The 26,058-nt window shown below is 47.3% G+C and carries 27 protein-coding genes, 21 tRNA genes, 2 rRNA genes and 1 riboswitch; of the genes, 11 read left to right on the forward strand and 39 right to left on the reverse strand.

The genetic code is table 11. The annotated features are described in order from the left end of the window. Positions 1 to 137: 137 nt before the first annotated feature. Entirely contained in the window at positions 138 to 1,340 is a 1,203-nt protein-coding gene (gene metK, locus OWN49_RS12935) for a methionine adenosyltransferase (protein WP_003152253.1), read from the reverse strand. Between the two features lie 169 nt (positions 1,341 to 1,509). Next, positions 1,510 to 1,649: riboswitch (SAM riboswitch) on the reverse strand. Between the two features lie 197 nt (positions 1,650 to 1,846). Here metK and pckA point away from each other — a divergent pair. Beyond that, on the forward strand, positions 1,847 to 3,430 hold the full coding sequence (pckA, locus tag OWN49_RS12940; protein WP_176283493.1) for a phosphoenolpyruvate carboxykinase (ATP): 1,584 nt from the start codon (positions 1,847 to 1,849) through the stop codon (positions 3,428 to 3,430). Positions 3,431 to 3,472: 42 nt separating this feature from the next. Here the strand turns inward: pckA and OWN49_RS12945 are convergent, their stop codons facing one another. Beyond that, positions 3,473 to 3,715 carry a DUF2584 domain-containing protein gene (locus OWN49_RS12945; protein ID WP_003152249.1) on the reverse strand — a complete coding sequence of 81 codons (243 nt, stop codon included), beginning with the start codon at positions 3,713 to 3,715 and terminating at the stop codon, positions 3,473 to 3,475. 57 nt (positions 3,716 to 3,772) lie between these two features. Continuing rightward, positions 3,773 to 4,546 carry an alpha/beta hydrolase family protein gene (locus tag OWN49_RS12950; protein WP_015418056.1) on the reverse strand — a complete coding sequence of 258 codons (774 nt, stop codon included), beginning with the start codon at positions 4,544 to 4,546 and terminating at the stop codon, positions 3,773 to 3,775. 138 nt (positions 4,547 to 4,684) lie between these two features. On the opposite strand from OWN49_RS12950, the gene OWN49_RS12955 reads away from it, so the two are divergent. Genes OWN49_RS12955 through OWN49_RS12965 form a run of 3 tightly spaced genes read left to right on the forward strand, consistent with a single transcriptional unit; the run spans position 4,685 to position 7,270 of the window. Then, positions 4,685 to 5,689 (forward strand): ABC transporter substrate-binding protein, encoded by a 1,005-nt coding sequence (locus OWN49_RS12955; RefSeq protein WP_014305628.1) that lies wholly within the window; start codon positions 4,685 to 4,687, stop codon positions 5,687 to 5,689. 11 nt (positions 5,690 to 5,700) lie between these two features. Then, complete coding sequence (locus OWN49_RS12960) at positions 5,701 to 6,483, forward strand: ABC transporter ATP-binding protein (protein ID WP_003152246.1); 783 nt, start codon at positions 5,701 to 5,703, stop codon at positions 6,481 to 6,483. Then, positions 6,458 to 7,270 carry an ABC transporter permease gene (locus OWN49_RS12965; RefSeq protein WP_014418698.1) on the forward strand — a complete coding sequence of 271 codons (813 nt, stop codon included), beginning with the start codon at positions 6,458 to 6,460 and terminating at the stop codon, positions 7,268 to 7,270. Before OWN49_RS12960 ends, OWN49_RS12965 begins: the two co-directional genes overlap by 26 nt. Before the next feature lie 35 nt (positions 7,271 to 7,305). Here the strand turns inward: OWN49_RS12965 and ytkD are convergent, their stop codons facing one another. From ytkD to OWN49_RS12980, 3 genes are all read right to left on the reverse strand, one after another. Then, positions 7,306 to 7,785, reverse strand: a complete 480-nt coding sequence (ytkD, locus tag OWN49_RS12970; RefSeq protein ID WP_003152244.1) for an RNA deprotection pyrophosphohydrolase — start codon at positions 7,783 to 7,785, stop codon at positions 7,306 to 7,308. Between the two features lie 132 nt (positions 7,786 to 7,917). Further along, positions 7,918 to 8,322, reverse strand: a complete 405-nt coding sequence (locus OWN49_RS12975) for a phage holin family protein (RefSeq protein ID WP_102422714.1) — start codon at positions 8,320 to 8,322, stop codon at positions 7,918 to 7,920. 151 nt (positions 8,323 to 8,473) lie between these two features. Then, a complete protein-coding gene (locus tag OWN49_RS12980) occupies positions 8,474 to 8,911 on the reverse strand; it encodes a Dps family protein (protein WP_003152242.1) in 438 nt (145 codons plus the stop codon). A 124-nt stretch (positions 8,912 to 9,035) separates the two neighbouring features. Here OWN49_RS12980 and ytzI point away from each other — a divergent pair, with 124 nt between their 5' ends. Further along, complete coding sequence (ytzI, locus tag OWN49_RS12985) at positions 9,036 to 9,185, forward strand: YtzI protein (RefSeq protein WP_071391461.1); 150 nt, start codon at positions 9,036 to 9,038, stop codon at positions 9,183 to 9,185. Here ytzI and OWN49_RS12990 read toward each other — a convergent pair. Both OWN49_RS12990 and OWN49_RS12995 read right to left on the reverse strand, forming a co-directional pair. After that, on the reverse strand, positions 9,182 to 9,625 hold the full coding sequence (locus OWN49_RS12990) for a FixH family protein (RefSeq protein ID WP_077722733.1): 444 nt from the start codon (positions 9,623 to 9,625) through the stop codon (positions 9,182 to 9,184). The genes ytzI and OWN49_RS12990 overlap by 4 nt on opposite strands. Positions 9,626 to 9,739: 114 nt before the next feature. Then, on the reverse strand, positions 9,740 to 10,213 hold the full coding sequence (locus OWN49_RS12995) for an S-ribosylhomocysteine lyase (RefSeq protein WP_003152237.1): 474 nt from the start codon (positions 10,211 to 10,213) through the stop codon (positions 9,740 to 9,742). A gap of 124 nt (positions 10,214 to 10,337) precedes the next feature. On the opposite strand from OWN49_RS12995, the gene yidD reads away from it, so the two are divergent. Further along, positions 10,338 to 10,565, forward strand: coding sequence for a membrane protein insertion efficiency factor YidD (yidD, locus tag OWN49_RS13000; protein ID WP_003152235.1), 228 nt, complete (start codon positions 10,338 to 10,340; stop codon positions 10,563 to 10,565). Here the strand turns inward: yidD and OWN49_RS13005 are convergent. Beyond that, positions 10,562 to 11,131: a beta-class carbonic anhydrase gene (locus OWN49_RS13005; protein ID WP_003152233.1), complete on the reverse strand. Its 570-nt coding sequence runs from the start codon at positions 11,129 to 11,131 to the stop codon at positions 10,562 to 10,564. The genes yidD and OWN49_RS13005 overlap by 4 nt on opposite strands. A 118-nt stretch (positions 11,132 to 11,249) precedes the next feature. Beyond that, entirely contained in the window at positions 11,250 to 11,498 is a 249-nt protein-coding gene (locus OWN49_RS13010; RefSeq protein ID WP_003152229.1) for a type B 50S ribosomal protein L31, read from the reverse strand. Positions 11,499 to 11,695: 197 nt separating this feature from the next. Here OWN49_RS13010 and OWN49_RS13015 point away from each other — a divergent pair, with 197 nt between their 5' ends. The 3 genes from OWN49_RS13015 to OWN49_RS13025 are packed head-to-tail and all read left to right on the forward strand — an operon-like array spanning position 11,696 to position 14,306. After that, positions 11,696 to 13,027: a cytochrome ubiquinol oxidase subunit I gene (locus OWN49_RS13015; protein WP_070082728.1), complete on the forward strand. Its 1,332-nt coding sequence runs from the start codon at positions 11,696 to 11,698 to the stop codon at positions 13,025 to 13,027. Positions 13,028 to 13,049: 22 nt separating this feature from the next. Beyond that, positions 13,050 to 14,090: a cytochrome d ubiquinol oxidase subunit II gene (locus OWN49_RS13020; protein WP_176283494.1), complete on the forward strand. Its 1,041-nt coding sequence runs from the start codon at positions 13,050 to 13,052 to the stop codon at positions 14,088 to 14,090. A gap of 57 nt (positions 14,091 to 14,147) precedes the next feature. Then, positions 14,148 to 14,306 carry a DUF1540 domain-containing protein gene (locus tag OWN49_RS13025; protein ID WP_003152224.1) on the forward strand — a complete coding sequence of 53 codons (159 nt, stop codon included), beginning with the start codon at positions 14,148 to 14,150 and terminating at the stop codon, positions 14,304 to 14,306. Between the two features lie 387 nt (positions 14,307 to 14,693). On the opposite strand, the gene menC is transcribed toward OWN49_RS13025, so the two are convergent. The 6 genes from menC to OWN49_RS13055 form a co-directional block, all read right to left on the reverse strand. Beyond that, the gene (gene menC, locus OWN49_RS13030; protein WP_172614921.1) at positions 14,694 to 15,809 is read right to left on the reverse strand and encodes an o-succinylbenzoate synthase; all 1,116 of its coding nucleotides are present in this window, start codon (positions 15,807 to 15,809) and stop codon (positions 14,694 to 14,696) included. Beyond that, on the reverse strand, positions 15,806 to 17,269 hold the full coding sequence (locus tag OWN49_RS13035) for an o-succinylbenzoate--CoA ligase (RefSeq protein ID WP_176283495.1): 1,464 nt from the start codon (positions 17,267 to 17,269) through the stop codon (positions 15,806 to 15,808). The genes menC and OWN49_RS13035 overlap by 4 nt, the downstream gene beginning before the upstream one ends. Before the next feature lie 87 nt (positions 17,270 to 17,356). Further along, positions 17,357 to 18,175: a 1,4-dihydroxy-2-naphthoyl-CoA synthase gene (gene menB, locus OWN49_RS13040; protein ID WP_003152221.1), complete on the reverse strand. Its 819-nt coding sequence runs from the start codon at positions 18,173 to 18,175 to the stop codon at positions 17,357 to 17,359. Positions 18,176 to 18,233: 58 nt separating this feature from the next. Then, positions 18,234 to 19,058, reverse strand: coding sequence for a 2-succinyl-6-hydroxy-2,4-cyclohexadiene-1-carboxylate synthase (menH, locus tag OWN49_RS13045; RefSeq protein WP_176283496.1), 825 nt, complete (start codon positions 19,056 to 19,058; stop codon positions 18,234 to 18,236). Next, positions 19,046 to 20,782, reverse strand: coding sequence for a 2-succinyl-5-enolpyruvyl-6-hydroxy-3-cyclohexene-1-carboxylic-acid synthase (gene menD, locus OWN49_RS13050; protein ID WP_173613123.1), 1,737 nt, complete (start codon positions 20,780 to 20,782; stop codon positions 19,046 to 19,048). The genes menH and menD overlap by 13 nt, the downstream gene beginning before the upstream one ends. Then, entirely contained in the window at positions 20,779 to 22,194 is a 1,416-nt protein-coding gene (locus OWN49_RS13055) for an isochorismate synthase (RefSeq protein WP_077722738.1), read from the reverse strand. The genes menD and OWN49_RS13055 overlap by 4 nt, the downstream gene beginning before the upstream one ends. Positions 22,195 to 22,476: 282 nt before the next feature. Between OWN49_RS13055 and OWN49_RS13060 the strand changes: the two genes are divergently transcribed. Continuing rightward, positions 22,477 to 23,196, forward strand: coding sequence for a TraR/DksA C4-type zinc finger protein (locus OWN49_RS13060; protein ID WP_003152213.1), 720 nt, complete (start codon positions 22,477 to 22,479; stop codon positions 23,194 to 23,196). A gap of 155 nt (positions 23,197 to 23,351) precedes the next feature. Beyond that, positions 23,352 to 23,822 carry a TspO/MBR family protein gene (locus OWN49_RS13065; protein ID WP_077722739.1) on the forward strand — a complete coding sequence of 157 codons (471 nt, stop codon included), beginning with the start codon at positions 23,352 to 23,354 and terminating at the stop codon, positions 23,820 to 23,822. A gap of 36 nt (positions 23,823 to 23,858) precedes the next feature. On the opposite strand, the gene OWN49_RS13070 is transcribed toward OWN49_RS13065, so the two are convergent. The 23 genes from OWN49_RS13070 to OWN49_RS13180 all read right to left on the reverse strand — a co-directional run. Continuing rightward, positions 23,859 to 23,930: transfer RNA gene (locus OWN49_RS13070), tRNA-Glu, on the reverse strand. Positions 23,931 to 23,933: 3 nt separating this feature from the next. Next, a tRNA-Ser gene (locus OWN49_RS13075) sits at positions 23,934 to 24,024 on the reverse strand. Positions 24,025 to 24,027: 3 nt separating this feature from the next. Next, positions 24,028 to 24,102, reverse strand: a tRNA-Asn gene (locus tag OWN49_RS13080). A 10-nt stretch (positions 24,103 to 24,112) separates the two neighbouring features. Next, positions 24,113 to 24,189: transfer RNA gene (locus OWN49_RS13085), tRNA-Ile, on the reverse strand. Positions 24,190 to 24,204: 15 nt separating this feature from the next. Further along, positions 24,205 to 24,278, reverse strand: a tRNA-Gly gene (locus OWN49_RS13090). An 8-nt stretch (positions 24,279 to 24,286) separates the two neighbouring features. Beyond that, positions 24,287 to 24,362: transfer RNA gene (locus OWN49_RS13095), tRNA-His, on the reverse strand. 20 nt (positions 24,363 to 24,382) lie between these two features. Continuing rightward, positions 24,383 to 24,458, reverse strand: a tRNA-Phe gene (locus OWN49_RS13100). A gap of 10 nt (positions 24,459 to 24,468) precedes the next feature. Further along, positions 24,469 to 24,545 (reverse strand) — tRNA-Asp (locus tag OWN49_RS13105). A gap of 7 nt (positions 24,546 to 24,552) precedes the next feature. Continuing rightward, positions 24,553 to 24,629, reverse strand: a tRNA-Met gene (locus tag OWN49_RS13110). Between the two features lie 19 nt (positions 24,630 to 24,648). Continuing rightward, positions 24,649 to 24,741 (reverse strand) — tRNA-Ser (locus OWN49_RS13115). A gap of 7 nt (positions 24,742 to 24,748) precedes the next feature. Beyond that, positions 24,749 to 24,825 (reverse strand) — tRNA-Ile (locus tag OWN49_RS13120). Between the two features lie 2 nt (positions 24,826 to 24,827). Next, positions 24,828 to 24,904, reverse strand: a tRNA-Met gene (locus OWN49_RS13125). 19 nt (positions 24,905 to 24,923) lie between these two features. Continuing rightward, a tRNA-Ala gene (locus OWN49_RS13130) sits at positions 24,924 to 24,996 on the reverse strand. 4 nt (positions 24,997 to 25,000) lie between these two features. After that, a tRNA-Pro gene (locus tag OWN49_RS13135) sits at positions 25,001 to 25,077 on the reverse strand. A gap of 17 nt (positions 25,078 to 25,094) precedes the next feature. After that, positions 25,095 to 25,171: transfer RNA gene (locus tag OWN49_RS13140), tRNA-Arg, on the reverse strand. A gap of 9 nt (positions 25,172 to 25,180) precedes the next feature. Further along, positions 25,181 to 25,266, reverse strand: a tRNA-Leu gene (locus OWN49_RS13145). Positions 25,267 to 25,285: 19 nt separating this feature from the next. Continuing rightward, positions 25,286 to 25,360: transfer RNA gene (locus OWN49_RS13150), tRNA-Gly, on the reverse strand. Positions 25,361 to 25,369: 9 nt separating this feature from the next. After that, positions 25,370 to 25,453, reverse strand: a tRNA-Leu gene (locus OWN49_RS13155). 10 nt (positions 25,454 to 25,463) lie between these two features. Continuing rightward, positions 25,464 to 25,539: transfer RNA gene (locus tag OWN49_RS13160), tRNA-Lys, on the reverse strand. Positions 25,540 to 25,576: 37 nt separating this feature from the next. Next, a tRNA-Thr gene (locus OWN49_RS13165) sits at positions 25,577 to 25,652 on the reverse strand. Positions 25,653 to 25,681: 29 nt separating this feature from the next. After that, positions 25,682 to 25,757: transfer RNA gene (locus OWN49_RS13170), tRNA-Val, on the reverse strand. Positions 25,758 to 25,780: 23 nt separating this feature from the next. Next, positions 25,781 to 25,896: ribosomal RNA gene (gene rrf / locus OWN49_RS13175) — 5S ribosomal RNA — on the reverse strand. A 50-nt stretch (positions 25,897 to 25,946) separates the two neighbouring features. Then, positions 25,947 to 26,058 (reverse strand): 23S ribosomal RNA (locus tag OWN49_RS13180); the annotation flags it as partial.

Consider the following 26,058-nt stretch of genomic DNA (forward strand, 5'->3'; position numbering starts at 1 on the left):
GCCTCCATAAGTGTAATTTTCTAATTGGACCCCCTTTTTATAGACGCTTTGTTACGCCATTGGTTTCACGCTATGTAAAAAATAAGCATGGCAGCATCTACAAAAAGGGAAAGCCGCTTAAGTAAGCGGCTATAAAATTATTCTCCTAGTGCTTCTTTGCGAAGCGCATCCGCCTTGTCAGTACGCTCCCAAGGAAGATCAACATCATGACGTCCGAAGTGGCCGTAAGCAGCTGTCTGCTTATAGATCGGGCGGCGCAGATCAAGCATTTTAATAATGCCGGCAGGTCTCAGGTCGAAGTTATTCCGTACGACTTCGATCAGTTTTTCTTCAGAAGCTTTTCCTGTATCAAATGTATTGATGGAAATAGAAACAGGCTGTGCCACGCCGATCGCGTATGCAAGCTGCACTTCACAAGAATCAGCAAGACCTGCTGCCACGATGTTTTTCGCTACGTATCTCGCAGCGTATGCCGCAGAACGGTCTACCTTCGTCGCATCCTTACCGGAGAATGCGCCGCCGCCGTGACGTGCATATCCGCCGTATGTGTCAACGATGATTTTACGGCCGGTAAGACCCGCATCACCTTGAGGTCCGCCGATTACGAAACGTCCCGTAGGGTTGATGAAGTATTTTGTTTCTTCATCGATCAGTTCCTCAGGCACGACAGGGTTAATGACATGCTCTTTCAGATTGCGCTGAATCTGCTCAAGCGTAATTTCCGGGTGGTGCTGAGTTGAAATGACGATCGCGTCGATGCGGACCGGCTTGTTGTTTTCATCATATTCAACGGTAACTTGCGTTTTGCCGTCAGGGCGAAGGTACGGAAGAATGTCTTCTTTGCGGACTTCGCTCAAACGGCGGGCTAATTTATGCGCCAAAGAGATCGGAAGCGGCATAAGCTCTTTCGTTTCGTTACACGCATAACCGAACATCAGGCCTTGGTCTCCCGCTCCGATTGCTTCGATTTCAGCATCGCTCATTGTGCCTTCACGCGCTTCAAGAGCCTGATCGACACCCATTGCGATATCCGCAGACTGTTCATCAATTGATGTTAAAACAGCGCAAGTCTCCGCATCAAATCCGTATTTGGCGCGTGTGTAGCCGATTTCTTTAATCGTTTCACGGACTGTTTTCGGAATGTCAACGTATGTTGATGTAGTAATCTCTCCGCTTACCAGCACAAGTCCTGTCGTTACAGATGTTTCGCAGGCCACGCGCGCGTTCGGGTCATTTTTTAAAATCTCATCTAAGATACTGTCAGAAATTTGGTCACAGATTTTGTCCGGATGACCCTCAGTAACAGATTCAGATGTAAATAGTCGACGGTTTTTACTCATTCACTTTTCCTCCTGAAAAAAGATCTTTTGCAAGACCTTCTCATATGATACGGAACTCGCTCCCTCTTAATACAATGTCATACTATATCAGAGAATGTTAATTGGCATATTTTATGAAATAAAAAAACCTTTTCCACTCGAGGAAAGGGTTTGGTCTGTGTGCCTTTCACTCTTATCGCTCAAGGAAAATATTAAACCTTGCATCAGGTTAGCACCTTGGTTTCCCACAGTGTTTTCACCTGCTTTTTTACAGAGAAACCGGTTGCTGGGCTTCATCGGGCCTGTCCCTCCGCCAGCTCGGGATAAGAGTATCCGCTCAATGAAATATCTTATCGTAAAAGGGCGGAAAGTGTCAATATGAATTAAAGCGATTGCGCGCCTTTATTTCGGGAAGCAATGGAAAAACACAAACAAAAAACCGCAAATAGTATAGACTATTTTCAGATATATGTTATACTAATTCCACATTCAGCGAAATACAAATAAACCGGCAAAGGAAGGTTTTTATGAAATTAGTTGATTTAACCGCAGATCTTCAAGCATTACTTGCAAGTCCGAATGTGCATCATAATTTATCGGCTCCAAAACTTACCGAAAAAGTAATCAGCCGAAATGAAGGAACGCTGACATCAACGGGCGCCGTACGCGCCACCACCGGCGCATATACAGGCCGGTCACCTAAAGATAAATTTATCGTCCGTGAACAAAGCACAGAAAATCAAATTGATTGGGGCGCGGTGAATCAGCCCATTTCTGAAGAGGCGTTTGAAAAGCTGTACGCCAAAGTCGTCAGCTACTTAAAACAGCGGGATGAACTGTTTGTGTTTGAAGGATTCGCGGGAGCGGATGAAAAATACAGACTGCCGATTACGGTCGTAAATGAATTTGCGTGGCACAATTTATTCGCGCGCCAGCTGTTTATCAGACCGGAAACGGATGAAAGAGACCCGCAAGCGCAGCCTTTCATCATTCTCTCAGCTCCGCATTTTAAAGCAGACCCGGAGACGGACGGGACGCATTCGGAAACATTTATCATTGTCTCTTTCGAAAAGCGCGTCATTTTAATCGGCGGTACCGAATACGCCGGAGAAATGAAAAAATCAATATTCTCCATTATGAACTTCCTGCTTCCGCAGCAGGATATACTGCCGATGCACTGCTCAGCCAACGTCGGTGAAAAAGGCGATGTCGCCCTGTTTTTCGGCCTTTCCGGCACAGGGAAAACGACGCTTTCAGCCGATGCGGACCGCAAACTGATCGGAGATGACGAGCACGGCTGGTCAGATTCCGGCGTTTTCAACATTGAAGGCGGATGTTACGCTAAATGTATCAATCTGAGCGAGGAAAAAGAACCGCAGATTTTTCGTGCGATCCGCTTCGGGTCTGTTCTTGAGAATGTCGTGCTTGATGAAAAAACGGGTGAAGCGGATTACGACAATTCCTTCTACACGGAAAACACAAGAGCCGCATATCCGATTGAGATGATCGGCAATATCGTGCAGCCGAGCATTGCCGGCCATCCGCAGGCGATCGTCTTTCTAACGGCGGACGCATTCGGCGTGCTTCCTCCGATCAGCAAACTGACGAAGGAACAGGCGATGTATCACTTCTTAAGCGGATACACCAGTAAACTCGCGGGAACCGAACGCGGCGTGACATCTCCGCAAACGACTTTCTCGACGTGCTTCGGTTCACCGTTCCTTCCGCTTCCGGCACATGTATATGCCGAAATGCTCGGGCGTAAAATCGACGAACACGGCGTTCAAGTCTTCCTGGTCAACACAGGCTGGACCGGCGGAGGGTACGGAGTCGGAGAACGGATGAAACTTTCGTATACAAGAGCGATGGTCAAAGCCGCTATTGACGGCAGACTGAACCAGACTGACATGACGGCAGACAGCATTTTCGGCCTGCACAGTCCCGTTCATGTTCCGGGCGTGCCGGATGAAGTTCTTCAGCCTGAAAACACATGGAGCGATAAACAAGCATACAACGAAAAAGCGCTGTTTTTAGCCAATGAGTTTAAAGAAAACTTTAAAAAGTTTTCCCATGCAGACTCGATTGCCAAAGCCGGCGGACCTCTCGTGTAATCAAAAAAGCCAAGGGCGTTTATGCCCTCGGCTTTTGTTTTTTCAGTTTGTCGAATGAAGCGAAGTGAGTCTGTATGTAATGCTTGTCCGGCCGTTCGCCCATTCGAGCTTTTGGACCTCGCCGGTGCCGGATTTCTCTCCGGTTTTCGTTTTGCGCACGTCCATCGGAATATCAAGAGGATAGACGCGGTAGCCCTCTTTCTCCAATAAAAAGATATTTTCCTCTATCCGTTTTTCATTGCCTTTTGTCACAATCATGGTATTAAATTCAACAGGCATTCCCAAAATGAAAATCCCCTTTCATTCTCTTATTCTTTATTATCATATCATAAATCAGGCATCTTACCGTGTCTTCATCCATTCCGCCAGCCGCCGGACAATGCGTCTGTTTTCCTGCGGCGGAAAATAATGCGTAAAACCGCTGTAATACCAAGTTTCCACCGGTTTCCCCGCCTCTTTCAGCTTGTCCTCGATCATCCGGGCGTGTTCGATCGAAACATTCTCATCATTCTCTCCATGGATGAGCAGCACAGGGGCCTGAATGCGGTCTGCTTTTTCAAACGGCGAACGCCATCTGTATTCATCCGGCACCTTTTTCGGCGTGCCCCCGATCACCCGCTTCATCATCCGCCGCATATCCTTCCGCTCTTCATAAGTAAGCACCATATCGCTCACACCGCCCCATGAAACGAGTGAAGCCGCTTGATGCCCCATTTCAATCGCGGTCAAAAGCCCCATGATTCCGCCCCGGGAAAAACCGAAAATATGCACCCGCCCTTCCCTGACGTTCGGATGCTCCCGAAGAAGGCGGAAAGCGGAAAACGCGTCCTCTCTGTCCTCTCCCGCAAAATCTTCATTTCCCTCGCCGCCCTGGTTGCCTCTGTAATAAGGCGCAAACACGACAAAGCCTTGGGAAGCGAATTGAACGATTCTTCCGGGGCGTACCATGCCGACATTTTTTATGCCGCCGCGCAAATATAAAAAACCGTCATATGTTCCCGGCGCCGCAGGTTCGGCAAGGAGCCCCTTTACCTTCAGACCTTCTGACTCATAGCATACCGCAAAGAGGCGGACATGCGGACTCGGAGACGGGAACCTTTTCTTTTCTACCAGCAAAACAATGCGCCTCCTTATATCATCAGTTTTTTTATTCTTTCCCAACGTGAATATGGGCACTCACACATTTTTTATACCCATCATACGATATGTAAAGCAGAAAAGGTTATTTTAACGCTTAAACAAGGAGGTTACACCGTGAACAAATGGCTCAAAGCGGGCTGCGTTTTTGTCATATGCGCCTTTTTCCTGCTCATTCTTCCGGCTTGCAGACAGGAAGAAAGTCTGACGAAGGTAAAGGTGGCGGAAGTCACACACTCCATCTTCTATACGCCTCTGTATGTCGCTGAAGCAAAAGGTTTTTTTAAAAAAGAAGGGCTCCAAGTGTCACTTCAAACAACATGGGGCGGAGACAAAACGATGACATCGCTTTTGTCAAACGGGTCAGACATCGCGCTGGTCGGTTCTGAAACATCCATTTACGTGGAGGCGCAGGGAGCAAAAGATCCGGTCATCAACTTCGCGCAGCTGACGCAGACGGACGGCACATTTCTCGTGTCGCGGAAGGATGAGAAATCATTCAAATGGAACGATTTAAAAGGAAAAACATTTCTCGGCCAGCGAAAAGGCGGCATGCCCCAAATGGCCGGTGAGTACGTCCTGAAAAAGAATCACATAGAGCCGAAAAAAGACATTAACCTCGTTCAAAACATTGATTTCGCCAATATTTCCAACGCATTCGCATCCGGAACGGGTGATTATGTGCAGCTGTTTGAACCGACGGCATCCCAATTTGAAAAAGAAGGCATCGGTCATATCGTCGCATCCTTCGGAGAAGCTTCCGGCCAAGTGCCATACACAACCTTTATGGCAAAAGAAAGTTATTTGAAAAACAATGAAAAGACGGCGGAAAAATTCACCCGCGCCATTTATCGCGCCCAGCAATGGGTGGAAAGCCATCCGGCCAAAGACATCGCAAAAACGATTCAGAAGGAATTTGCCGATACAGACCCGGCCATTATCGAAACATCGATAGAGCGCTATAAAAAACAAAAGTCATTCTCTGCAGACCCAGTTCTGCAAAAGGATGAATGGGAACTGCTTCAATCTATTATGGATGAAGCCGGAGAGCTCCCGAAACACATTCCGTACAGCAAACTCGTCAACACAAAAATCGCCAAAAAAGTCACCTCAGAACAATAGGAGGAACATGAATGTCTTTTTTACATGTGGATCATGTAACACATACTTATTTCTCGCTGAAAGAAAAGACAACCGCCGTGAAAGATATACATTTTCAGATTGAAAAAGGGGATTTCATCTCCTTTCTCGGGCCGAGCGGATGCGGAAAAACAACACTCCTGTCCATTCTGGCCGGACTTATCACCCCTGCGCAAGGCCGGGTGCTGATCGAAGGAAGCGTGCCGAACCATAAAGAACACCAAATCGGTTATATGCTTCAGCAGGATTATTTATTTCCTTGGAAATCAATTGAGGAAAACGTGCTGCTCGGTTTACACATTTCAAAAACATTAACAGAAGAAAAAAGAGCTGAAGTTCTCAGCCTTCTGCCTAAGCTCGGATTAATCGGCGTTGAAAAGAAATATCCGAAAGAGCTCTCAGGCGGAATGCGGCAGCGGGCGGCACTTGCCAGAACTCTTGCGCCGGACCCTGGACTGCTGCTCCTTGATGAACCGTTTTCCGCGCTGGACTTTCAAACGAAGCTTTCTTTGGAAAACCTTGTCTTCAGAACATTAAAGGATTTTCAAAAAACCGCCGTGCTCGTCACCCACGATATCGGTGAAGCCATCGCCATGAGCGATACGATCTATTTATTTTCGAATCAGCCGGGCACCATCCACCAAATATTCACCGTGCCTAAGGAGCTCGCGGCTTTAGATCCGTTTGACGCGCGTCAGGATCCGGCCTTTCAGCCGCTGTTTCAAACCATATGGAAGGAGCTGAATTCCCTTGAAAAACAGCAGCGGCACGATTGAACAGCTTCATCAGCAGTTTAAGAAAAGACACCAAAAAGAAAAGCTCCGGATCCGTGCGTATCAGGCCGCCATTTTCATCGTATTTTTTGCCGGGTGGGAAATATCGAGCAGGGCGGGCTGGATCGATCCGTTAATCTTCAGCTCACCCTCCGCCGTTTGCAGGCTTTTAGTTGAAAAGATTGCGGACGGATCCCTTGCGGCGCACATCGGCGTAACCTTAGGAGAAACCGTTCTCGGCTTTTTGCTCGGCACGCTTCTCGGCACATGCCTCGCCGCTCTGTTATGGTGGTCAAACAGGCTCGCCCGGGTTTTAGACCCGTACCTCGTCATTTTAAACGCGATGCCGAAGGTCGCACTCGGACCGATTCTCATCGTGGCACTCGGACCGAATTTCACAAGCATTGTCGCCATGGGAGCAGTCATCAGTGTCATTATCACGACAATCGTCGTCTTTACGGCTTTTCAGGAAGTGGATGAAAACTATATTAAGGTGATGAAAACATTCGGAGCGAAAAGAAGCATCATGTTTAAAGAAGTCATTCTGCCGGCATGCGCCCCCGCGATTATTTCCGCGCTTAAAGTGAACGTCGGTTTATCCTGGGTCGGCGTCATCGTCGGCGAGTTTCTCGTTTCCGAAAAAGGTCTGGGCTACATGATCATTTACGGATTCCAGGTCTTCAATTTCACTCTTGTGTTCTTAAGCCTTCTGATCATCGCGATTTTTGCGACATTGATGTATCAGGGAGTCGAACTGTTAGAAAGAAAATGGACGAAAGGAAAAATATAAAAAAGACCCGTGCGTAAGCGCCGGGTCTCCGTTTTTTATGATTGAAATACGCCGTCCTCTTTCAGCTTTTTCAGACTGATCGGAAGCACCGAATCTTTCATAATGAAACTGAATTTTTTATTTCGGGGGAGATTCTCCGGCAGTTCGCTGAACAGCACCGGCCCCTTTGTTTCAAAATAGTCAGCCTGTTTTTCAAGCTTTTCAATATCGGCAAAATAAATATTCTTCACGATTACCTTTTCCCTGCCGAGAACTTTATACTGTCCGACGTACTTCAGATGTCTTACCGCGGCGCCGGTTTCTTCTTTCACCTCGCGCAGGGCCGCTTCCTCCGCACATTCCATCGGCTCCACTTTTCCGCCCGGAAATTCAAACCCCCGGTCTTCGTGCTCAGTCAAAAGCCACTTATCTCCATATCGGCATATGACCCATACATGCTTCGGGCTGTCTGAAAAAGGCTGGTGTTCAAAGGAGAGCTGAACAGTATTCTGATAATAGTCTTTAAACTCGTACATGTTTATCCCTCTAATCCGTTCCTTCATATCTTCCATACATCATACCACAGTTGCGTTTGTTCGGAAGCCCTTTATCAAAAATTCAGAGGAAAACCATCCTACCCGCTAGTATAGCCTCCTTTGAAGCAAATGTTACGGTTTGCGCTTGAATTTATTTTTCAGGGTATCCAATAGGTCGACGAGCACCTGCGGAACCGGTATGCCCAGCGAGCTTGCCGTAATCACGATCTGAACCGATTCGTATAAGATATAAAACATAATAGCCAAATTGCGGATGGCGCCTTCTGAATGAAGCAGCTGATCAAAAAAATGGCAAACTGAGACTAATGCCAGGGTCACGATTTTTTTGACCAGCCGCGCAAAAAGCTTTCTTGTGCTCAGCTGCTGCAAAAGAGATTCTTTTAAGCTTGTACTGATAAACTCAATCGCCATGACCGATAGCAAAATCAGAAACGAATACTGAAAACCGCCAAAGAAAAACCCCGCTGCCGACACGATCACTGCAAAAAACGAAAAGATGCCAAAGTCTTTGCCCACTTGATCCAACATCCTTTCACAGAAACGGCCTTACATTATTCTATGAAAAGTGAATGGAACGGACTGGATTTTTCAGAAAAATGGACAACACCTCTCTTCGGCAGCCAAATAAAAGACCGAGTGCTTTATAGCCCCGGTCTTCCCTTGTTGATTATCCTAAATACGCTTTCAGCATCCAGTTATGTTTTTCGATATTCTGGTGAATGGCAAGCAGCATATCTCCGGTCGTTTCGTCTCCGACCTCATCTGCGAGATCCATGCCGCTTTTCAGCTCTTCCGCAATGACAGTGAAATCATCATAAATGTTCTGTACCATTTGTTCTGCGCTCTCATTGCCTTCCGCCTCTTTTATAGAAGCAGTCTTCAATGATTCCGTCATTGTGCCGATCGGCTTGCCGTTCAATGCCAGCAGACGTTCTGCCAGATCGTCAATATATGTAGCCGTTTCGTTATACAGCTCCTCGAACTTTTCGTGCAATGTGAAAAAGTCCTTCCCTTTGACGTACCAATGATAGTTATGTAATTTCACATACATGACCGTCCAGTTTGCAACTTGTTTATTGACCGCTTCCAATAGTTTTTCTGACATGCCTATCTTCCTCCTTTGATTTACTATTGATATACCCTATATATCGTGTGTTAAAACATAAATTTTTAGCCCTTGATTTTACGGATGGAAAATATGTTATGATTTGTTAAAAAGGAGGGATTTTATGCTGCTTCTTCTGGGCTTCGGCTTTCTTATCGTGCTCGCCGTGCTGCTTTTATCCATCTGGTCGACTGTAAGAGCTTATAACGTAAAACATACGATTGACCCGCCGGAGGACGCATCAAAAGGCTTGACGGATAAAAACAATCCTTAATGATGATGCGTCTGTTCCTCATGGCCGGAGGAATCATCGGCAGCTTCAGCATCCCCGACACGCACTTTTACAGTCGGCATATTATGCTGCTGTTTTGCCGTTACGTGGGATTGAACGGTATACACACCCTCTTCATCAAATTCAGTCCGCAGGTGATACGCCCCTTTTTCCTCCTTGGCCTTGCTTGTTTTGCTGCTTCCTTTTTTTCCATCTTTCCATACTTCAAACATGACTTCATCCGCATCCGTGACACGCTTGCCGCCGTAAAAAACCTCCGCCTTGTATTCCGTTTTTTCATGCGGTGCTGCCGTTTCCGGTCCTGTAAGCTTGACCTCAAGCGCTTTAGGCTCCTCATCCGCGGAGGTTTTGTCCGAATTGCCCCCGCAGGAAGATAATAGAAATACCATACCGCACATACCTGCCAATACAGCCCGTTTCATCCCATCACTCCTTCATGTTTGCTTCTATTTTAGCAAACGCTTACACATAAGGTGTGACATTTTTTAGAAATATGTAAAAAAGCCTTTTTGCATGTCAGCAAAAAGGCCTGTTTTTTATCCGAACACTTTCAGCAAATCTTCTTTATCTTGTGACAGCCAGAAACGCATCAGCCGTTTCGCGCCTTCTAAATCATGAAGTTTCGCCTGGCCGCACTGTTTTTCGTTGGCCGCCGGAATCTCCGTAATATCGATGGCTTCTTTCAGCGTAGCGTCAAGCAGGTCTACAATTTCTTCCGCTGTCGGCTCGCCGCTGACAACAAGATAATAGCCTGTCTGGCAGCCCATCGGTGAGATATCTATGATGTCGAAGTGATCGTATTTCTCAGAATGTGTGCGAATCGTAAACGCAAGCAAGTGCTCAAGCGTATGAATCGTATCCGGCTTCATCGCCTGTTTGTTCGGCTGGCAGAAGCGAATGTCAAACTTATTCACGACGCCGTCTGTTCCGACTTTATGCACTCCGCAATGTCTTACATACGGAGCCACAACCGCATTATGGTCTAGCTCAAAACTTTCTACTGAAGGCATAATGGCACTCCCTTTTTTTCAGAATATGCATCCATTATAACACAGTTTTCCGATAAGAATTGTGGCGGAAGCTTTTCAATCTGAAATTTTTTTTCTATACTAGCATCAGAAAGGTGGTTTTTTGATGAAAACCATAATGATTGCGTTAATCCGCGGATACCAGAAGTTCATCTCTCCGCTGACGCCGCCGTCATGCCGCTTTTATCCGACGTGTTCGCAGTACGGAATCGAAGCCGTCAAGACTCACGGCGCATTAAAAGGCGGATGGCTGACACTGAAGCGGATTTTAAAGTGCCACCCTTTTCATCCGGGCGGTGTTGATCCCGTACCGGACAAAAAACAAAAACATTAGTCCATATGCTGGTAGCCGTCGATCACCAGATCCAGTTTACCGGTTTCAGGATCAATCACCAGACCGTGCACCGGGACATTGTCAGGGAATAGCGGATGGTGTTTAATGACGTTTACGCTGTCTGTAACACTCGCTTCTACTGAATCAAAGCTTTTCAGCCATTGATCAAGATCAACACCTGAGTGCTTCAGCATGTCAATCCGCTCTTTCGGAATACCGCGGTCGATAATTTTATCAAGCATATCCTCGCTGTTGATTTTGCTCATGCCGCAATCATGGTGGCCGATAACGCAGACTTCATCAGCGTTTAATTCGTATACGGCCACTAAAAGGCTGCGCATGATGCTTCCGAACGGGTGGGCGACAAGCGCGCCGGCACTTTTAATAATTTTCACATCGCCGTTTCGCATGTTCATCGCATGCGGAAGCAATTCTACAAGACGTGTGTCCATACAGGACAAAATTGCCATCTTTTTATCCGGGAATTTAGATGTTTGGTATTTTTCATAATCTTTGTTTTTAGTGAACTGCTCATTAAATTGCATGATATCGTTTAGAAGACTCATCTTGGTGTTTCCTTTCTGCTTTTTTATTCACAATATAACATAAGGCGGGTCATTTCGTCACTCCCCGCACGAGATGACAAAGTGCTCAATAAATAAGACAAACCCCATTGGGCTTGTCTTATTTCCCCATATTGTATTTTTTGTTGAACTGTTCGACTCTCCCGCCTTTTTCGTTGAATTTTTGGCGGCCTGTATAAAACGGATGCGTATCTGAGCTGACTTCTACTTTAATCAGCGGGTATGTTTTTCCGTCTTCCCACTCTGCCGTTTCCTCTGACGTTTTCGTAGAATGGCTTAAAAAGCGGTAGCCGCTGTTCACATCTTGAAAAATCACTTGATGGTTATCCGGATGAATATCTTTTTTCATGCTGATCTCCCTTTCTCAAATCGTAATAATTACGTTTTATTCTAAACCTTAAATAGGCGCTTGTCAATCATATATGCCCTGATCCCTTGATTTCTAAACCCTGCACATATATGGAATCGGAAGAATAATCTAATCGCTTCAGCAAATAATATAACCACATTACATAAAACGGTAATTTAGAAAGGCGGTTTATGATCGTGGATGATTTAGTATTAGCCAGAAGTCTGTTCGGGACAACCATGGGCTTTCATATTATTTTTGCGACGCTTGGTGTCGGCTTGCCTCTGATGATTTTAATGGCTGAATTGATTTATCAAAAAACAAAAGATCCGCATTATGCCATTATGGCGAAAAGGTGGACGAAGGCGCAGGCTGTTCTGCTCGGCGTGGCGATACCGACCGGAACGATCGCGGGTACACAGCTTGCCCTTTTGTGGCCCGGATTCATGGAGGTCATCGGCAGGGTGATGTCACTTCCGTTTCAGATTGAAATTTATGCTTTCTTTATCGAAGCGCTGTTTATGTCCATTTATGTCTACGCCGCTGATCGGCTGACTCCGGCGATGCGCATCATTGCCGTTATTTTCGTTTTGATCGGCGCCGCGGCATCCGCCGTCTTAATCACAAATGTTCACGCATTTGAAGGAACGCCGGCCGGCTTTAAAATTTTAAACGGCAAAATCACTGACGTCGAACCGTGGGCAGCGTTTTTTAATCCAAGCTTTTTCACCACCGCGGGCCATGTCGTTCTGACGGCTTTCATGACCGGTGCATTTATCGTCGCGTCAGTAGCGGCTTATAAAATGCTGAGAACGAGAAAACAGGAGCAGGTATACCGCTTTCACCGAAAAGCGCTGCTGCTTGCCTTAACGATCGGCGGGATATTCTCCATTCTTGCCTCTTTAAACGGTCACGAGTCAGCCCAGCTTCTTTACGAATACCAGCCTGAGAAGCTTGCGGCCGCAGAAGGGCTGTTTGAAACTAGATCACACGCTCCGCTTGCGATCGGGGGTTTTACTGATGCAAAAGAAGAAAAAGTAAAATGGGCGATAGAAGTGCCGTGGGCTTTAAGCTTTTTGGCCGCAAACAGCTTTGATACCGTCGTCAAAGGATTGAACGCGTTTCCGAAAGACGAGTGGCCGCCTTTATTCATCCATACACTGTTTAACGGAATGGTCGGCATCGGGATGCTGCTCATTTTGTACTCCATCATCGGCATCGTGTGGAGAAAAATTTTAAAGAAAGACAGCTTTCCGACTTGGCTTTTGATTTTATTTTTAACCGCAGGACCGCTCAGTCTGATCGGAATTGAATTCGGGTGGATATTCGCTTGTACGGGGCGGCAGCCATGGGTGATTTACCATCTCCTGAAAACGTCTGATGTCGTCACGACAACCGGTTCAATCGGTTTGCTGTTCATCCTGTTCACAGTGGTTTACGCCATTTTGGCAGCCGCAGTCATTTATGTGCTGCTTTATTATTTCCGCAAACATCCTGTTGAGGAGGATGTAAAAGCGGTGGAATCCTAACAATAGAAAGGGCTGAATTGAAATGGACATTACCATGGATGCTCTCATTGCGATATCAATCGTATGGGGCTTCGTGTTTATCTACGCGGTCATGGCAACGATGGACTTCGGAGCCGGCTTTTGGTCGATGATTTATTTAAATAGAGAACAAACAAAGGCGACAAACATCGCCAACCGTTATTTGTCCCCGACATGGGAAGTGACCAACGTCTTTATCGTCGCGATCGTTGTCGCCCTATTCAGCTTCTTTCCAGGGGCAACCTTCGTGCTGGGAACCGTTTTATTGATCCCGGGAAGTATTATTTTACTGCTCTTAGCCATCCGCAGCGGCTTTCTCGTCTTCTCCAATACCGCGAAGGAAAGAAAAATCATGAGATATATCTCCGGAATTTCAGGCTTCATTATTCCCGCTGTGCTGATTTTGGTCCTTCCGGTCACACACGGAGGATTTATTGAAAAGACGGGCGGAGTGTATCACCTAAATTTGGCAAATGTCTTTACAAGCCTTAATGCGTATGCGTTTATCGGCTTTGCCATTTTAAGCACTTTATTTTTATCTTCACTGCTTCTGGCCGATTTTTCAAATGTTGCGGAAGAGGAGCATGCGTACCGCATCTACAGACGGAGCTCTTTAATAACAGGTCCGCTGTCGCTTCTGTTTGCCTTCTTCATTATGCTGACATTACGCTCTGAAGCCGGGTGGCTGTATACGGGGATGATGAAAGACAAGACATGGCTCATTCTGTCTGTCATTACATTTATCATTGCCGGCGTGGCTCTGTTTTTGCCGAATAAGCGCTTCGGCCGCAACCTCGGCAAACCGAGAATCGCCATGATCGCCATAGCGCTTCAATACTTTTTGGCAAGCTATGCATACGGACGGGCTCATCTTCCTTATATGATTTATCCGGATATTACGGTCATGTCAGGATTTACGGAGCCTGCAACCTTCAGGGCGCTGTTTATGACGTATATCGTCGCTTTCATCATTTTGTTCCCCGGGTTTTATTTCTTCTGGAAGCTCTTTATGAAAGACAGACGTTATATCCGCCAGGAGGAATAACAAAAATCAGGGCGGCTCATACTAATGGCGTACCTTTTATCTTGGAGGGGAGCCAGCATGGACCAAAAAATTCTGTGTGAAGTCAATAACTGTTCATATTGGGGCAGAGGAAACAAATGCACGGCCGACGCTATTTATGTGGTCAGCCATACAGGCGAAACCGCTGAAAAAAGTGAAGAAACGGATTGCAAAACCTTTAAACCGCAAGATTTATAAAAGAAAAGAGCTGTTTTATACAGCTCTTTTTCATTTCCGCGCCGCAAGCCTTTTTGATATCATCCCTGAACCGGAGAAAACCGCGCGGATGAGAAGCATGGCAGAAAGGCGGTTCGGCGGCAAATATAGGCGGCGGCATGCGATACAATCAGTATCGCATTCATGACAAGCACAGAATTTTTTATCAAGATGTACATGTTTGCCCCAGCCGGAAAGCAGCACCTGCGATGTAAAGCCGACACTGTTTGAAGAATAAAAAAATCATCGCATTTGCCTATTAAAAAAACCGGCTGATACAGCCGGTTCAAACGGGGGAAGGGGTGATAATGAACAGTTTCAATATAACAGCAGCATACAGGCAGCTCAACTCGCTGAAATGTCTTTTTATCAGTTGTTTGTCGTAAAAACGTCCATTTGGGTGACGTATTTTCTCATTATTTCCTGATTGACTTCGACACCCAGTCCGGGACCGTCCGGGACAGAGATGAATCCCTCTTCGATACGGATGTCGGGAGTGACAATATCCTCCTCCCAGTATCGGTCTGATGAGGAAATATCACCCGGTATTGTAAATTGCGGCAGCGAAGCAAGCGCGACTGTCTGCGCTCTCGAAATGCCGGTTTCAAACATTCCGCCGCACCAAACCGGCATGTGATGCTCTCTGCATAAGTCATGTATTTTTAAAGCCTCTGTCAGGCCCCCTACACGCGCCGGTTTTATGTTAATGATTTTACAGCTCCCAAGCTCAATCGCCCGCCTTGCATCATCATATGAGCATATGCTTTCATCAAGGCATACCGCGGTTCTCAAGTGTTTCTGCAGGTGGCGGTGATCGACAATATCGTCTGCCTGAAGCGGCTGTTCTATCATCATGAGCTGGAATTCATCCAACTCTTTCAGCCTGCTGATGTCTTTCAGTTCATAAGCCGAGTTGGCATCCGCCATCAGCGGTACGTTCGGAAAACGGCTGCGGATGGCTCTGACCAAATCAACGTCATGGCGGGGCTGAATTTTTATTTTTATACGTTGATAACCTTCTTTTACGTATTGCTCAATTTCCCGAAGCATCTCATCAGCCGAAGCCAGACCCACCGCCACGCCGGCGGGCACTTTATCTCTTTTGCCCCCTAAGGCTTCTGCGAGAGATATCCCCTTTTTCTTGGCATATAGATCCCACACGGCTGATTCAAGCCCCGCTTTTGCCATGCGGTTTCCTTTGAAACGCGCGAGACTGTCAGGCACTTCTGACGGATGGAAAAACTCGCGGCCTACGACATTTGGGATGAAAAAATCTCTCAGCATATGCGCGCATGTCTGAATCGTTTCTTCTGTATACCACGGAGAAGAAAACGCCGATACCTCCCCCCAGCCGGTTCTCCCGGTTTCATCGATCGCTTCCACGATCAAAAATTTACGATCCTGCAGCGTTTCAATACTTGTTTTAAACGGTTTTTTCAGCCTCATACTTACATGATAAAGGGTGATTTTTTCAATCTTAATCATGACAATTCTCCTTTACGAAGCTCATTCAGCCGATGCCTCATCAGTTTATTGGACGCGTTCCGCGGGAGCTCGTCAACCTCGAAAAAAGCAGCCGGTATTTTATATTTTGCAAGCCGCTCACGGCAAAAGGCGGTCAGCTCCTCAGAACTGACAGAAGAAGTCAGCACGAGAAAAGCATGCGGCACTTTCCCCCACTTCGGATCTTCGGCTCCCGAAACACCAACCTCCGCTACAGCCGGATGGGCAAGCAGCGCCGCTTCCACTTCTGCCGGGTAGATGTTCTCTCCGCCTGAAATGATGAGGTCCGACCGCCTGTCCAGCACGTATAAAAACCCTTCATCATCCAAATAGCCAAGATCGCCCGTTTTAAACCATCCATTATGAAAAGCGGCCTGGTTCGCGTCGTCACGATGATAATACCCTTTCATTACATTCGGGCCTTTCACCGTAATTTCACCATGTTCAAACGGCGCACAAGGGTTTCCGTCCTTTTCAATTCTAATTTCGCATGAAAACAGCGGTTTACCGGCCGAGCCGAGCTTGTCCATGCTGAATTCCGGAGAAAGCGTGACAATCTGTGAGCAGGTTTCAGTCAAGCCGTAAGATTGGAATACCGGAAATTGTTTCCTGCGGCATTCTTCAAGGAGCGGCAGCGGTGCCGGACCCCCGCCAAGCAGAATGCAGCGCAGTGATGCAGGACATTGTTCAGTTTCCGCAAGCAGGCCCGAGAGCATGGTCTGCACCGCTGAAATGATCGTGACCTGATGGGAGCTGATGCTGTCCAGCACATCAGTGACAGAAAATTTTTGATGAAGCACGACAGGCATGCCGTAAATGACCGACTTAAACAGCGCAGACAGACCGCTGATATGAAACAGCGGCAGCGCAATAAGCCAGCGGTCCCGCTCTGTGACCCCCAGATTCAGCGCAGACGATACAGCGCTGGAATAATGATTACCGAAAGTCTGCTGCACCCCCTTCGGCCTTCCCGTTGTTCCTGACGTATACATAAGAGTCGCCGTATCATCAAGTGTTACATAAGCTTCCGGCTCCATGTCACCCGCCTCTTCAGCCTGCAGCTCGTCCACATCTGCGGTGGCGACCGCAGATTCATATTCTTCGCGGCAAAAACCGTCCTCCGTTAATAAAAGCTTTGCCTGTGAATCTTCGAGCTGAAACAACCGTTCCTGTTTTGAGAGCTTCGTATTCAACAGCACAGCTTCCGCCCCTAATAAGAAGCAGGCGTGAACGGCATAAACCATTTCCGGTCTGTTAGAAAGCAAAATCGCGGCCCTGTCTCCTTTTTTAAGCGAGCAGTATTTGGACAGCCGCGCGGCCATTTGTTTAGAAGCATGATATAATTCTCTGAATGTCATCTGTTTGTTTTCAAATTTGAGAGCGATTCTCTCCGGTGTCAGCTGAGCCCTTTGAATGAGCCAATTCGGCTGTTCTGTCAGCATGTTATCATCTCCGAGGTAAAAGTACTGTTTTTGAAAAGAAAACAGCTTGGACCAGAGCGGCTCAAGCTGTTTCGTAGTGTCATCTGATCACGGAAAACGAGGGAATTGACCGAAATCGGGACTGCGTTTCTCTTTAAAGGAATCACGGCCTTCTTTCGCTTCGTCAGTCGTGTAATAAAGAAGCGTTGCATCTCCTGCAAATTGCTGAATTCCGGCGAGGCCGTCTGTATCAGCGTTAAATGCCGCTTTAAGGAAACGAAGGGCTGTAGGGCTTTTCTCAAGCATTTCTTCACACCATTTAATTGTTTCCTCTTCAAGTTTCTCTAATGGGACAACCGTATTGACAAGCCCCATGTCGAGCGCTTCCTGCGCGTTGTATTGACGGCACAGGTACCAGATTTCACGGGCTTTCTTATGTCCGACGATACGCGCCAGGTAACCTGAGCCGTAACCGGCATCAAAGCTTCCCACTTTCGGGCCGGTTTGACCGAAAATCGCGTTATCGGCCGCAATCGTTAAATCACAGACGATATGAAGCACATGGCCTCCGCCGATGGCATAGCCTGATACCATCGCTACGACCGGTTTAGGAATCACGCGGATCAAACGCTGAAGATCAAGCACATTCAGACGCGGGATCTGATCGTCTCCGACATATCCGCCGTGACCGCGGACTTTTTGGTCTCCGCCTGAACAGAATGCTTTATCTCCCGCTCCCGCAAGAACGATGACACCAATATTAGAGTCATCACGCGCACAAGCAAATGCGTCAATCATTTCTGATACCGTCTTAGGAGTAAATGCGTTATGTACCTCCGGGCGGTTAATTGTTATTTTTGCAATACCGTTATACGTCTCGTACAGGATTTCATCGTACTGACGTTCACTTTTCCATTCTGCAGCCATTGATATGACCTCCTTCATTTTTGCCTGAGTCCGGCCGAAAAGCTATTTTCTTTATGCTTTACAAGCCGTATAAAAACTCACTTACTATCTTACCAAAAATTCGCGGCTGTTCCACATGTACCGTGTGCCCCGCCTGTTTGACAACCTCTATTTTACTTGATGGGAGCAGGTTATGCACCTTTTGATTAATAGCGCAAAACTTTTCATCCCATTCACCGCATATGAGCAGGACGGGCGCCTTGATGCGGTGTAATGCCTCCCACCAGGAAGGCTGTGAGCCCGTCCCCATTCCGAGCAGGCTTCCTGCAAGTCCGGACGGATTATTCTTCAGCCTGCCGACACGGATGGACGCCTTTACGCTGTCCGGCAGAGAAAGCTGCGTGGCAAACAACGGAATGCTCTCCCAATAATCAACAAACGATGTTATACCTTCCCTCAATATAAAGTCAGCAAGCTTCCGGTCTGACTGAATCCGCTTTTTGCGTTCCTGAAGCGTGCTGAGGCCCGGGGTTGTACTTTCCAAAACAAGCGCTGACACCCGATGCGGAAATGCCTGTGCAAAGGAATACGCAAGTCTTCCCCCCATAGAATAACCAATAAGTTTCACTTTGTGAAGTTTTAATTGATCAAAAACGGCGGCAAGGTCCGCAACCTGCCGGCTCGCACTATACCTTGCCGCTTGCACAGGCGCGTCTGTCTCCCCGTGACCCAGGCAGTCAATCATCACCATTCGCTCGCCGGGAAACATGCCGCGTAAAAACATCCATGATTCTTTGCTGCCCGTAAATCCATGCAGACAAACAATAGCTTCAGACGATTCGTGTCCGCTATCAGCAGCACGATAGCATACGCCGTCAGCCGTTTTAACTGTTACAGTTTCCATTCTTTTTTCACTTCCCGCACTGCGGCCTGCAGCAGATCACGATGGAATTGAACTCTTGATGTCCGATCTGTTTTCAGCTCGATTATATGAAGTCCGGGCTTGTCCGCCTGCGGCTGATACGCATCCTTAAATGCTTCCCATGTCTCAGGACAAGTATACGTCCCGCCGTACAGTGCGGCGGCATGCCGGAAATCAAGACCCGTCGGCGTACCGAACAGTTCTTCAAAATGAGTCTTATCAGATGCCTGCGGCAAAAACGAGAAAATCCCGCCGCCATCATTGTTTATTAAAATAACCGTAAGCGGAATTCCAAGTTTTTTAGCCGCTAACAGCCCGTTTAAATCATGGTAAAACGATAAATCTCCAATGACAAGCGTGACAGGAGCTTTTGTACCTTCACACAGCCCCATAGCCGAGGAGACAACTCCGTCAATGCCGTTAGCACCGCGGTTGGCATAGACACGGAAGGAACGATCTTGTTTTTCAAAGAAAGTATCCACGTCGCGGATCGGCATGCTGTTGCCGACAAAAATCGAACTGCCTTCAGGGACAAGGTGCTGAAGCTGACGATATACATTTCCTTCAAATGATAAATCATCCATGCTCGCGGCCTGTAAATGACTCCGGAACCGCGCATTGACAAACTGCCATTTCTCAAGCCATCCGGACGGCCGTTTTCCGGTTTCAGCTGAACGGACCGCTTCCAAAAACACCGACGGATGGCAATGAATCATATGCGCGCCGGCCTGGGTGGGATCTCTCCATCCTCCGTCTTCATCGACGATAAACTGCTCAATGGCAGGATCATCTCTGAGCCATAAAAAGAGCGGTTTGGAAACCGGCATCGGGCCGAAGCGGATCACAGCCTCAGGGCGCAGCGCCTCTTTTATTTCTTCATCTTTTAAGAACGAGTCATAAGCATCAATAATCAGCGTCTTATCATGCTCCCCGTTTCGGAGGTTTGAAAGCGGATCAGCCAAAATCGGGAACTGAAGCATCTCGGCAAGCGCGATGATTTGCTGCTTTTCTGCTTCACCGTGAATTTCGCCGCAGACGATCATACCTCTTTCGGTACCCGCGAGACGCTCTGTAATATGACAGAGCGCGTCTTGATCAGCTGACTGCATCCCTGTTGTGACTGAGACGTGCTTCCCCTTTCTCATTCTTTCAAAAGGTCCGGCTGATAAATCCGGCATCAAAGGCTCTCTGAGCGGCACATTGATATGGACTGGCCCCATCGGGCGCTTCCCGGCTTCACTTACGGCTCTGCCGGCCAATGTTCTGATATAGCTCAGCATTTGAGGATTTTCCTCAGGCAGAGCCGAGTCTGTGAAAAACTTAACAAAGTTACCGAACAGAAAATGCTGGTTAATCGCCTGAGGCGCCCCCACTTCCCTCAATTCATGAGGCCGGTCAGCAGTCAGGACAATAAGAGGCACTCTTGAATAATGAGCTTCAATCACGGCCGGATAGAAGTTAGCCGCTGCCGTTCCTGACGTACAAATCAGCATGACCGGACGCTGGCGGGCTTTTGCAAGACCGAGTGCGAAAAAACCTGCGGATCGTTCATCAATCTGTATATGGACTTGAATATCCGGGTGGGCCGCCGCCAAAACCGCCAGGGGAGTTGACCTCGATCCCGGGCAAACAACCGCGTCGGTGACACCAGATAGAGCGAATTCATCAATAAAACTTCCGATATAATGTGTAATCGGGTTTGTCAAAGCCTTTCACCTCCTAAAGCAGAGATCATCGGCTTTAGTTTAATTTGTGTTTCTTCATATTCTGATTGCGGATCTGAATCTTCAACAATACCGCAGCCTGCGAAAAGCCGCGCACTTTTGCCTTCAATCAGCCCTGATCGGATAGCCACGACAAATTCTCCGTTTTCCCTGCCGTCCATCCAGCCGATCGGAGCCGCGTACCATCCGCGTGTCATCGGTTCAATATCAGCGATAACTTCAACAGCTTTCTGCTGGGGAGCTCCGCCCAATGCCGGAGTGGGATGCAGCTTTTCAATTAAATCAAACAGCGAAGCGGAGGTTTTAAGATGGCCTGTGATCGGCGTATATAGATGCTGAACACTTTTTGTTTTATATAATTGCGGACCTGCAGGCTTTTTCACATCGCTGCAGCTCGCCAAGAAAGAATCGTGTATCATCTGAACCACAAAATCATGTTCCGCAAGATTTTTTTCGTCATGCAGCAGCTCTTTGCCGAGACGGTCATCTTCTTGTTGATTTTCTCCGCGCTTAATTGAACCTGCCAGACAGGTGGACATAACGTCTTTGCCGGATTTTTTGATCAGCCGTTCCGGTGAAGCGCCGACAAAGCATTTATTTCCCTGCTCAATCGCAAAAACATAGCTTGTCGTTTGGTCCGTCAAAAGCTTGCGGACAACGCTCTCCGCCGGAATAGGCCCATCATATGACAAAACGACTTCCCTTGCCAGCACGACTTTATCATATTGATTTGCCTTCATATCATTTGTTGCTGTTTTAATGGCCTCAAGCCAGTTTTCCACATCAAGTTCTTCCGCTTTTGTTAAAACAGGATATTCTTCATACTGAATTGAAGAAACTGCAAAAGCTTCTGAAAAAGATTTCAGACGTTTCAGCGTATCTTCTGCCTGATTACCGTCTGCCGCCCATTGATTGACGGTTAAATAATCACCATCTGCCGTCTTTGTCAGCATGAGTGAGGGGATAAAGAACAGCCCTTCTTCGAACCCGTTCCATTCGTCTCCTCTCTCTTCAGCGGGATTAAATGAAAAACCGCCGAATAAGACAGGGCCGACCGCGGTATGCGCCGCCTCTTCTTCTTCATGAATATGAAAAGCCGTCTTTTTAAAGCGCTCCCATTGTTCAAAAACGTCGTGATAACGTTTTCCATTTTTTTCATTCGATTGGAACAGCGCTTCTGTGCCAAGACCGACTATTGTTAATTCACTACCGGGTTCTGACCAAAAAAATCGTTTGCCTTTATATTTTTTTGCTCCGTCTTTGAAAAATGATAGAGGGTCTAAAGACGCAATACGTCTTGAATAGCTCAATAAGACAGCATGGTTGACTTGTTTGGCTTTATGTAATGCATGATCTGCTTCCTCTCGGAACGTATGCTGCACCGTTGTCACCATGAGACATTCCTCCATAATCCGTTAAATGCTTTTAATACAATACACCTGTGATGAATTTGTGTCAAACACACAGATTTGAGCACGACAAAATGCCCGCATTTCTTATTATAAACCTTTTTGCGCAAATGAATAAAGAAACAAACTTGAATTTTCTTTCCCCACTCTCGGCAATCACTGTATCCTTTTACTTCCCCGTGGGAAAATGACTATTTTTATCCACCATTTTTCTGCGCAAAAACGTTCATACTAACAGTAAGCATCACATAGAAACGAGGGATTGATGTGCTTACAAACGAACAGATCACACACTTAAAAAAAGAATTGGAAGAAGCCAGAGATGATATTTTAAGCCGCTTTAAAGAAAATGATCAATTTCAGTTAACTGATGAATTCCCGTATCAATCATCCGGCGAATTGTCTTCCTATGACAATCATCCCGGCGATCAGGCGACCGAATTATACGAGCGGGAAAAAGACCTGGCTCTGCTCGACCATGAACGGGAGCACCTTCGCGATATTGATTACTCTCTGAAACAAATTGAAAACGGCACATACGGCACATGTGAAGTCAGCGGCAAGGACATTCCTTATGACAGACTCGAAGCTCTGCCGACGGCTACGACATTGGCGGAATATTCCTCGCAGGATGCCGTTTCCAAAGACAGGCCGATTGAAGAGGAAACACCGTTCGGACAGTTTGAATTTGATGATGATGAATCAATCCGGGCGGCTTACGATAGTGAAGATGCTTATCAGGATGTTGAGGAATACGGAAACTCAGAAACGCCTCAGGATTTAGAAGATCCGCCGCTCAGCTATGGGGATATGACAATGAACTCAGAAGAAAACATCGGCTATGCTGAGGATTATGAAAACTTTATCGCGACAGATATTACCGGAAAAAACATTTCCGTGTATCCAAGCAAAGCACACGAAAAATATGAGCAGGAACTGGACGAAGAAGGAATTATGACGACCTTTGGCGATCTTCATGCTGATTAAAACCCCGGCCTGCCGGGGTTTTTGAATACAAATAATTGGTTTGCTGCATTTTCACACTGAAAACTCATACACTTAATGGTGCATGGATCTTTAAAAGGCTTGATCTTTCCAAAAGAGGGAACTAACGTATTGACATTGAATGGCGGAGGGAACAAATGAAAAAGAAGTATATCGGTGCAATTATTGTATTTATCATTACATATGTCTTGTTTTCTTTAGCAGGGTTTCTCTTTCCCATCGACCGGGAATGGTACGACGCGCTGCAAAAACCTGACTGGACGCCGAGCGGATCAGTGATCGGCATCATATGGGCGGTTTTGTTTGCGCTTATTTCGCTCTCAGCAGCCTTGATATACGCAAGGTTTTCATGTAAAGAATCCAAAGCTTTTTGGGTGATGCTCCTCATCAATTATATCGTGAATCAAGGATTCAGCTATTTTCAATTCACACAGAAAAATTTGCTTGCTGCATCTATCGATTGTCTGCTTGTGGCTGTGACAACACTCATTCTGTTGCTCATTGCCGGTAAATACAGTAAAGCTTCAGCCTGGCTTCTGGTTCCTTATTTATTATGGAGCGCTTTTGCCACATACCTGTCTTTTACCATTTACGCTATGAACGCATAATAAAAAAACCTTGCATACTATGCAAGGTTTTTTTAATGACCCGTACGGGATTCGAACCCGTGTTACCGCCGTGAAAGGGCGGTGTCTTAACCGCTTGACCAACGGGCCTTATGGCGGAGAAGGAGGGATTTGAACCCTCGCGCCGCTTACACGACCTACACCCTTAGCAGGGGCGCCTCTTCAGCCACTTGAGTACTTCTCCGTATGGCTCCACAGGCAGGATTCGAACCTGCGACCGATCGGTTAACAGCCGATAGCTCTACCACTGAGCTACTGTGGAAAAATCATCATGGTGGGCCTGAGTGGACTCGAACCACCGACCTCACGCTTATCAGGCGTGCGCTCTAACCAGCTGAGCTACAGGCCCATGACAATATAAAAATGGAGCGGGTGATGGGAATCGAACCCACGACATCAGCTTGGAAGGCTGAGGTTTTACCACTAAACTACACCCGCATGTTGTTTGGGGCGATTGATGGGAATCGAACCCACGAGTGCCAGAGCCACAATCTGGTGCGTTAACCACTTCGCCACAACCGCCAAAACAATATTAAATTAAATGGTGGCTCGGGACGGAATCGAACCGCCGACACACGGATTTTCAGTCCGTTGCTCTACCAACTGAGCTACCGAGCCTTTTTATAAATGGCGGTCCGGACGGGACTCGAACCCGCGACCTCCTGCGTGACAGGCAGGCATTCTAACCAACTGAACTACCGGACCATTTTTTTGGTTGCGGGGGCAGGATTTGAACCTGCGACCTTCGGGTTATGAGCCCGACGAGCTACCGAACTGCTCCACCCCGCGATGATAATTAAATTAGATATGGCGGAGGAAGAGGGATTCGAACCCCCGCGGGCTTTGACACCCCTGTCGGTTTTCAAGACCGATCCCTTCAGCCAGACTTGGGTATTCCTCCGTATAAGTGGTGGACCTTGTAGGACTCGAACCTACGACCGGACGGTTATGAGCCGTCTGCTCTAACCAACTGAGCTAAAGGTCCAATGGTAGCGGCGGAGGGGATCGAACCCCCGACCTCACGGGTATGAACCGTACGCTCTAGCCAGCTGAGCTACACCGCCAAAAACAATTAAAATCAAGTGGAGCCTAGCGGGATCGAACCGCTGACCTCCTGCGTGCAAAGCAGGCGCTCTCCCAGCTGAGCTAAGGCCCCAAAATGGTCGGGAAGACAGGATTCGAACCTGCGACCCCATGGTCCCAAACCATGTGCTCTACCAAGCTGAGCTACTTCCCGTTTTTCAAAAGTATGTATGGCGCGCCCGAGAGGAGTCGAACCCCTAACCTTTTGATCCGTAGTCAAACGCTCTATCCAATTGAGCTACGGGCGCAACAATAAGTGCCGAGGGCCGGACTTGAACCGGCACGGTAGTCACCTACCGCAGGATTTTAAGTCCTGTGTGTCTGCCAATTCCACCACCCCGGCATGGATGGTATAGTATAGTTGGAGCGGAAGACGGGATTCGAACCCGCGACCCCCACCTTGGCAAGGTGATGTTCTACCACTGAACTACTTCCGCGTTTGGCAATGCGGATGAAGGGACTTGAACCCCCACGTCTGTAAAGACACTAGAGCCTGATTCTAGCGCGTCTGCCAATTCCGCCACATCCGCAAGAAAAATATGGTGAGCCATGAAGGACTCGAACCTTCGACCCTCTGATTAAAAGTCAGATGCTCTACCAACTGAGCTAATGGCTCTTATTACAAGAGACTTATATAGTATAACATATAAAAGTGGTGCCGGCAAGAGGACTTGAACCCCCAACCTACTGATTACAAGTCAGTTGCTCTACCAATTGAGCTACACCGGCCTAATACGCCAACTTATGTATGATATGAATGGTGGAGGATGACGGGCTCGAACCGCCGACCCTCTGCTTGTAAGGCAGATGCTCTCCCAGCTGAGCTAATCCTCCGTATATTACACTTACGTGTAATGGCTTGGCGGCGTCCTACTCTCACAGGGGGAAACCCCCGACTACCATCGGCGCTGAAGAGCTTAACTTCCGTGTTCGGCATGGGAACGGGTGTGACCTCTTCGCTATCGCCACCAAACCATTGAGAGTGTTCTCTCAAAACTAGATAACAGTAAGCATACATTCAAATTGGTTAAGTCCTCGATCGATTAGTATCTGTCAGCTCCATGTGTCGCCACACTTCCACCTCAGACCTATCAACCTGATCATCTTTCAGGGATCTTACTTCCTTGCGGAATGG

This window comes from Bacillus sp. NEAU-242-2 (assembly GCF_027853835.1).
Classification (GTDB): domain Bacteria; phylum Bacillota; class Bacilli; order Bacillales; family Bacillaceae; genus Bacillus; species Bacillus velezensis.

Coding starts and splice junctions, on each gene's coding strand:
- OWN49_RS12995 (WP_003152237.1), bottom strand. CDS start 10,213: ATGCCTTCAGTAGAAAGTTTTGAGCTAGACCATAATGCGGTTGTGGCT.
- OWN49_RS12960 (WP_003152246.1), top strand. CDS start 5,701: ATGTCTTTTTTACATGTGGATCATGTAACACATACTTATTTCTCGCTG.
- OWN49_RS13055 (WP_077722738.1), bottom strand. CDS start 22,194: ATGGTGACAACGGTGCAGCATACGTTCCGAGAGGAAGCAGATCATGCA.
- pckA (WP_176283493.1), top strand. CDS start 1,847: ATGAAATTAGTTGATTTAACCGCAGATCTTCAAGCATTACTTGCAAGT.
- menB (WP_003152221.1), bottom strand. CDS start 18,175: ATGGCTGCAGAATGGAAAAGTGAACGTCAGTACGATGAAATCCTGTAC.
- menH (WP_176283496.1), bottom strand. CDS start 19,058: ATGGAAACTGTAACAGTTAAAACGGCTGACGGCGTATGCTATCGTGCT.
- OWN49_RS13035 (WP_176283495.1), bottom strand. CDS start 17,269: ATGCTGACAGAACAGCCGAATTGGCTCATTCAAAGGGCTCAGCTGACA.
- ytkD (WP_003152244.1), bottom strand. CDS start 7,785: ATGTACGAGTTTAAAGACTATTATCAGAATACTGTTCAGCTCTCCTTT.
- OWN49_RS13010 (WP_003152229.1), bottom strand. CDS start 11,498: ATGAAAAAAGATATTCATCCGGATAACCATCAAGTGATTTTTCAAGAT.
- OWN49_RS13025 (WP_003152224.1), top strand. CDS start 14,148: ATGGACCAAAAAATTCTGTGTGAAGTCAATAACTGTTCATATTGGGGC.
- ytzI (WP_071391461.1), top strand. CDS start 9,036: ATGCTGCTTCTTCTGGGCTTCGGCTTTCTTATCGTGCTCGCCGTGCTG.
- OWN49_RS13020 (WP_176283494.1), top strand. CDS start 13,050: ATGGACATTACCATGGATGCTCTCATTGCGATATCAATCGTATGGGGC.
- OWN49_RS12980 (WP_003152242.1), bottom strand. CDS start 8,911: ATGTCAGAAAAACTATTGGAAGCGGTCAATAAACAAGTTGCAAACTGG.
- metK (WP_003152253.1), bottom strand. CDS start 1,340: ATGAGTAAAAACCGTCGACTATTTACATCTGAATCTGTTACTGAGGGT.
- OWN49_RS13065 (WP_077722739.1), top strand. CDS start 23,352: ATGAAAAAGAAGTATATCGGTGCAATTATTGTATTTATCATTACATAT.
- OWN49_RS13005 (WP_003152233.1), bottom strand. CDS start 11,131: ATGAGTCTTCTAAACGATATCATGCAATTTAATGAGCAGTTCACTAAA.
- menC (WP_172614921.1), bottom strand. CDS start 15,809: ATGATTAAGATTGAAAAAATCACCCTTTATCATGTAAGTATGAGGCTG.
- yidD (WP_003152235.1), top strand. CDS start 10,338: ATGAAAACCATAATGATTGCGTTAATCCGCGGATACCAGAAGTTCATC.
- OWN49_RS12990 (WP_077722733.1), bottom strand. CDS start 9,625: ATGAAACGGGCTGTATTGGCAGGTATGTGCGGTATGGTATTTCTATTA.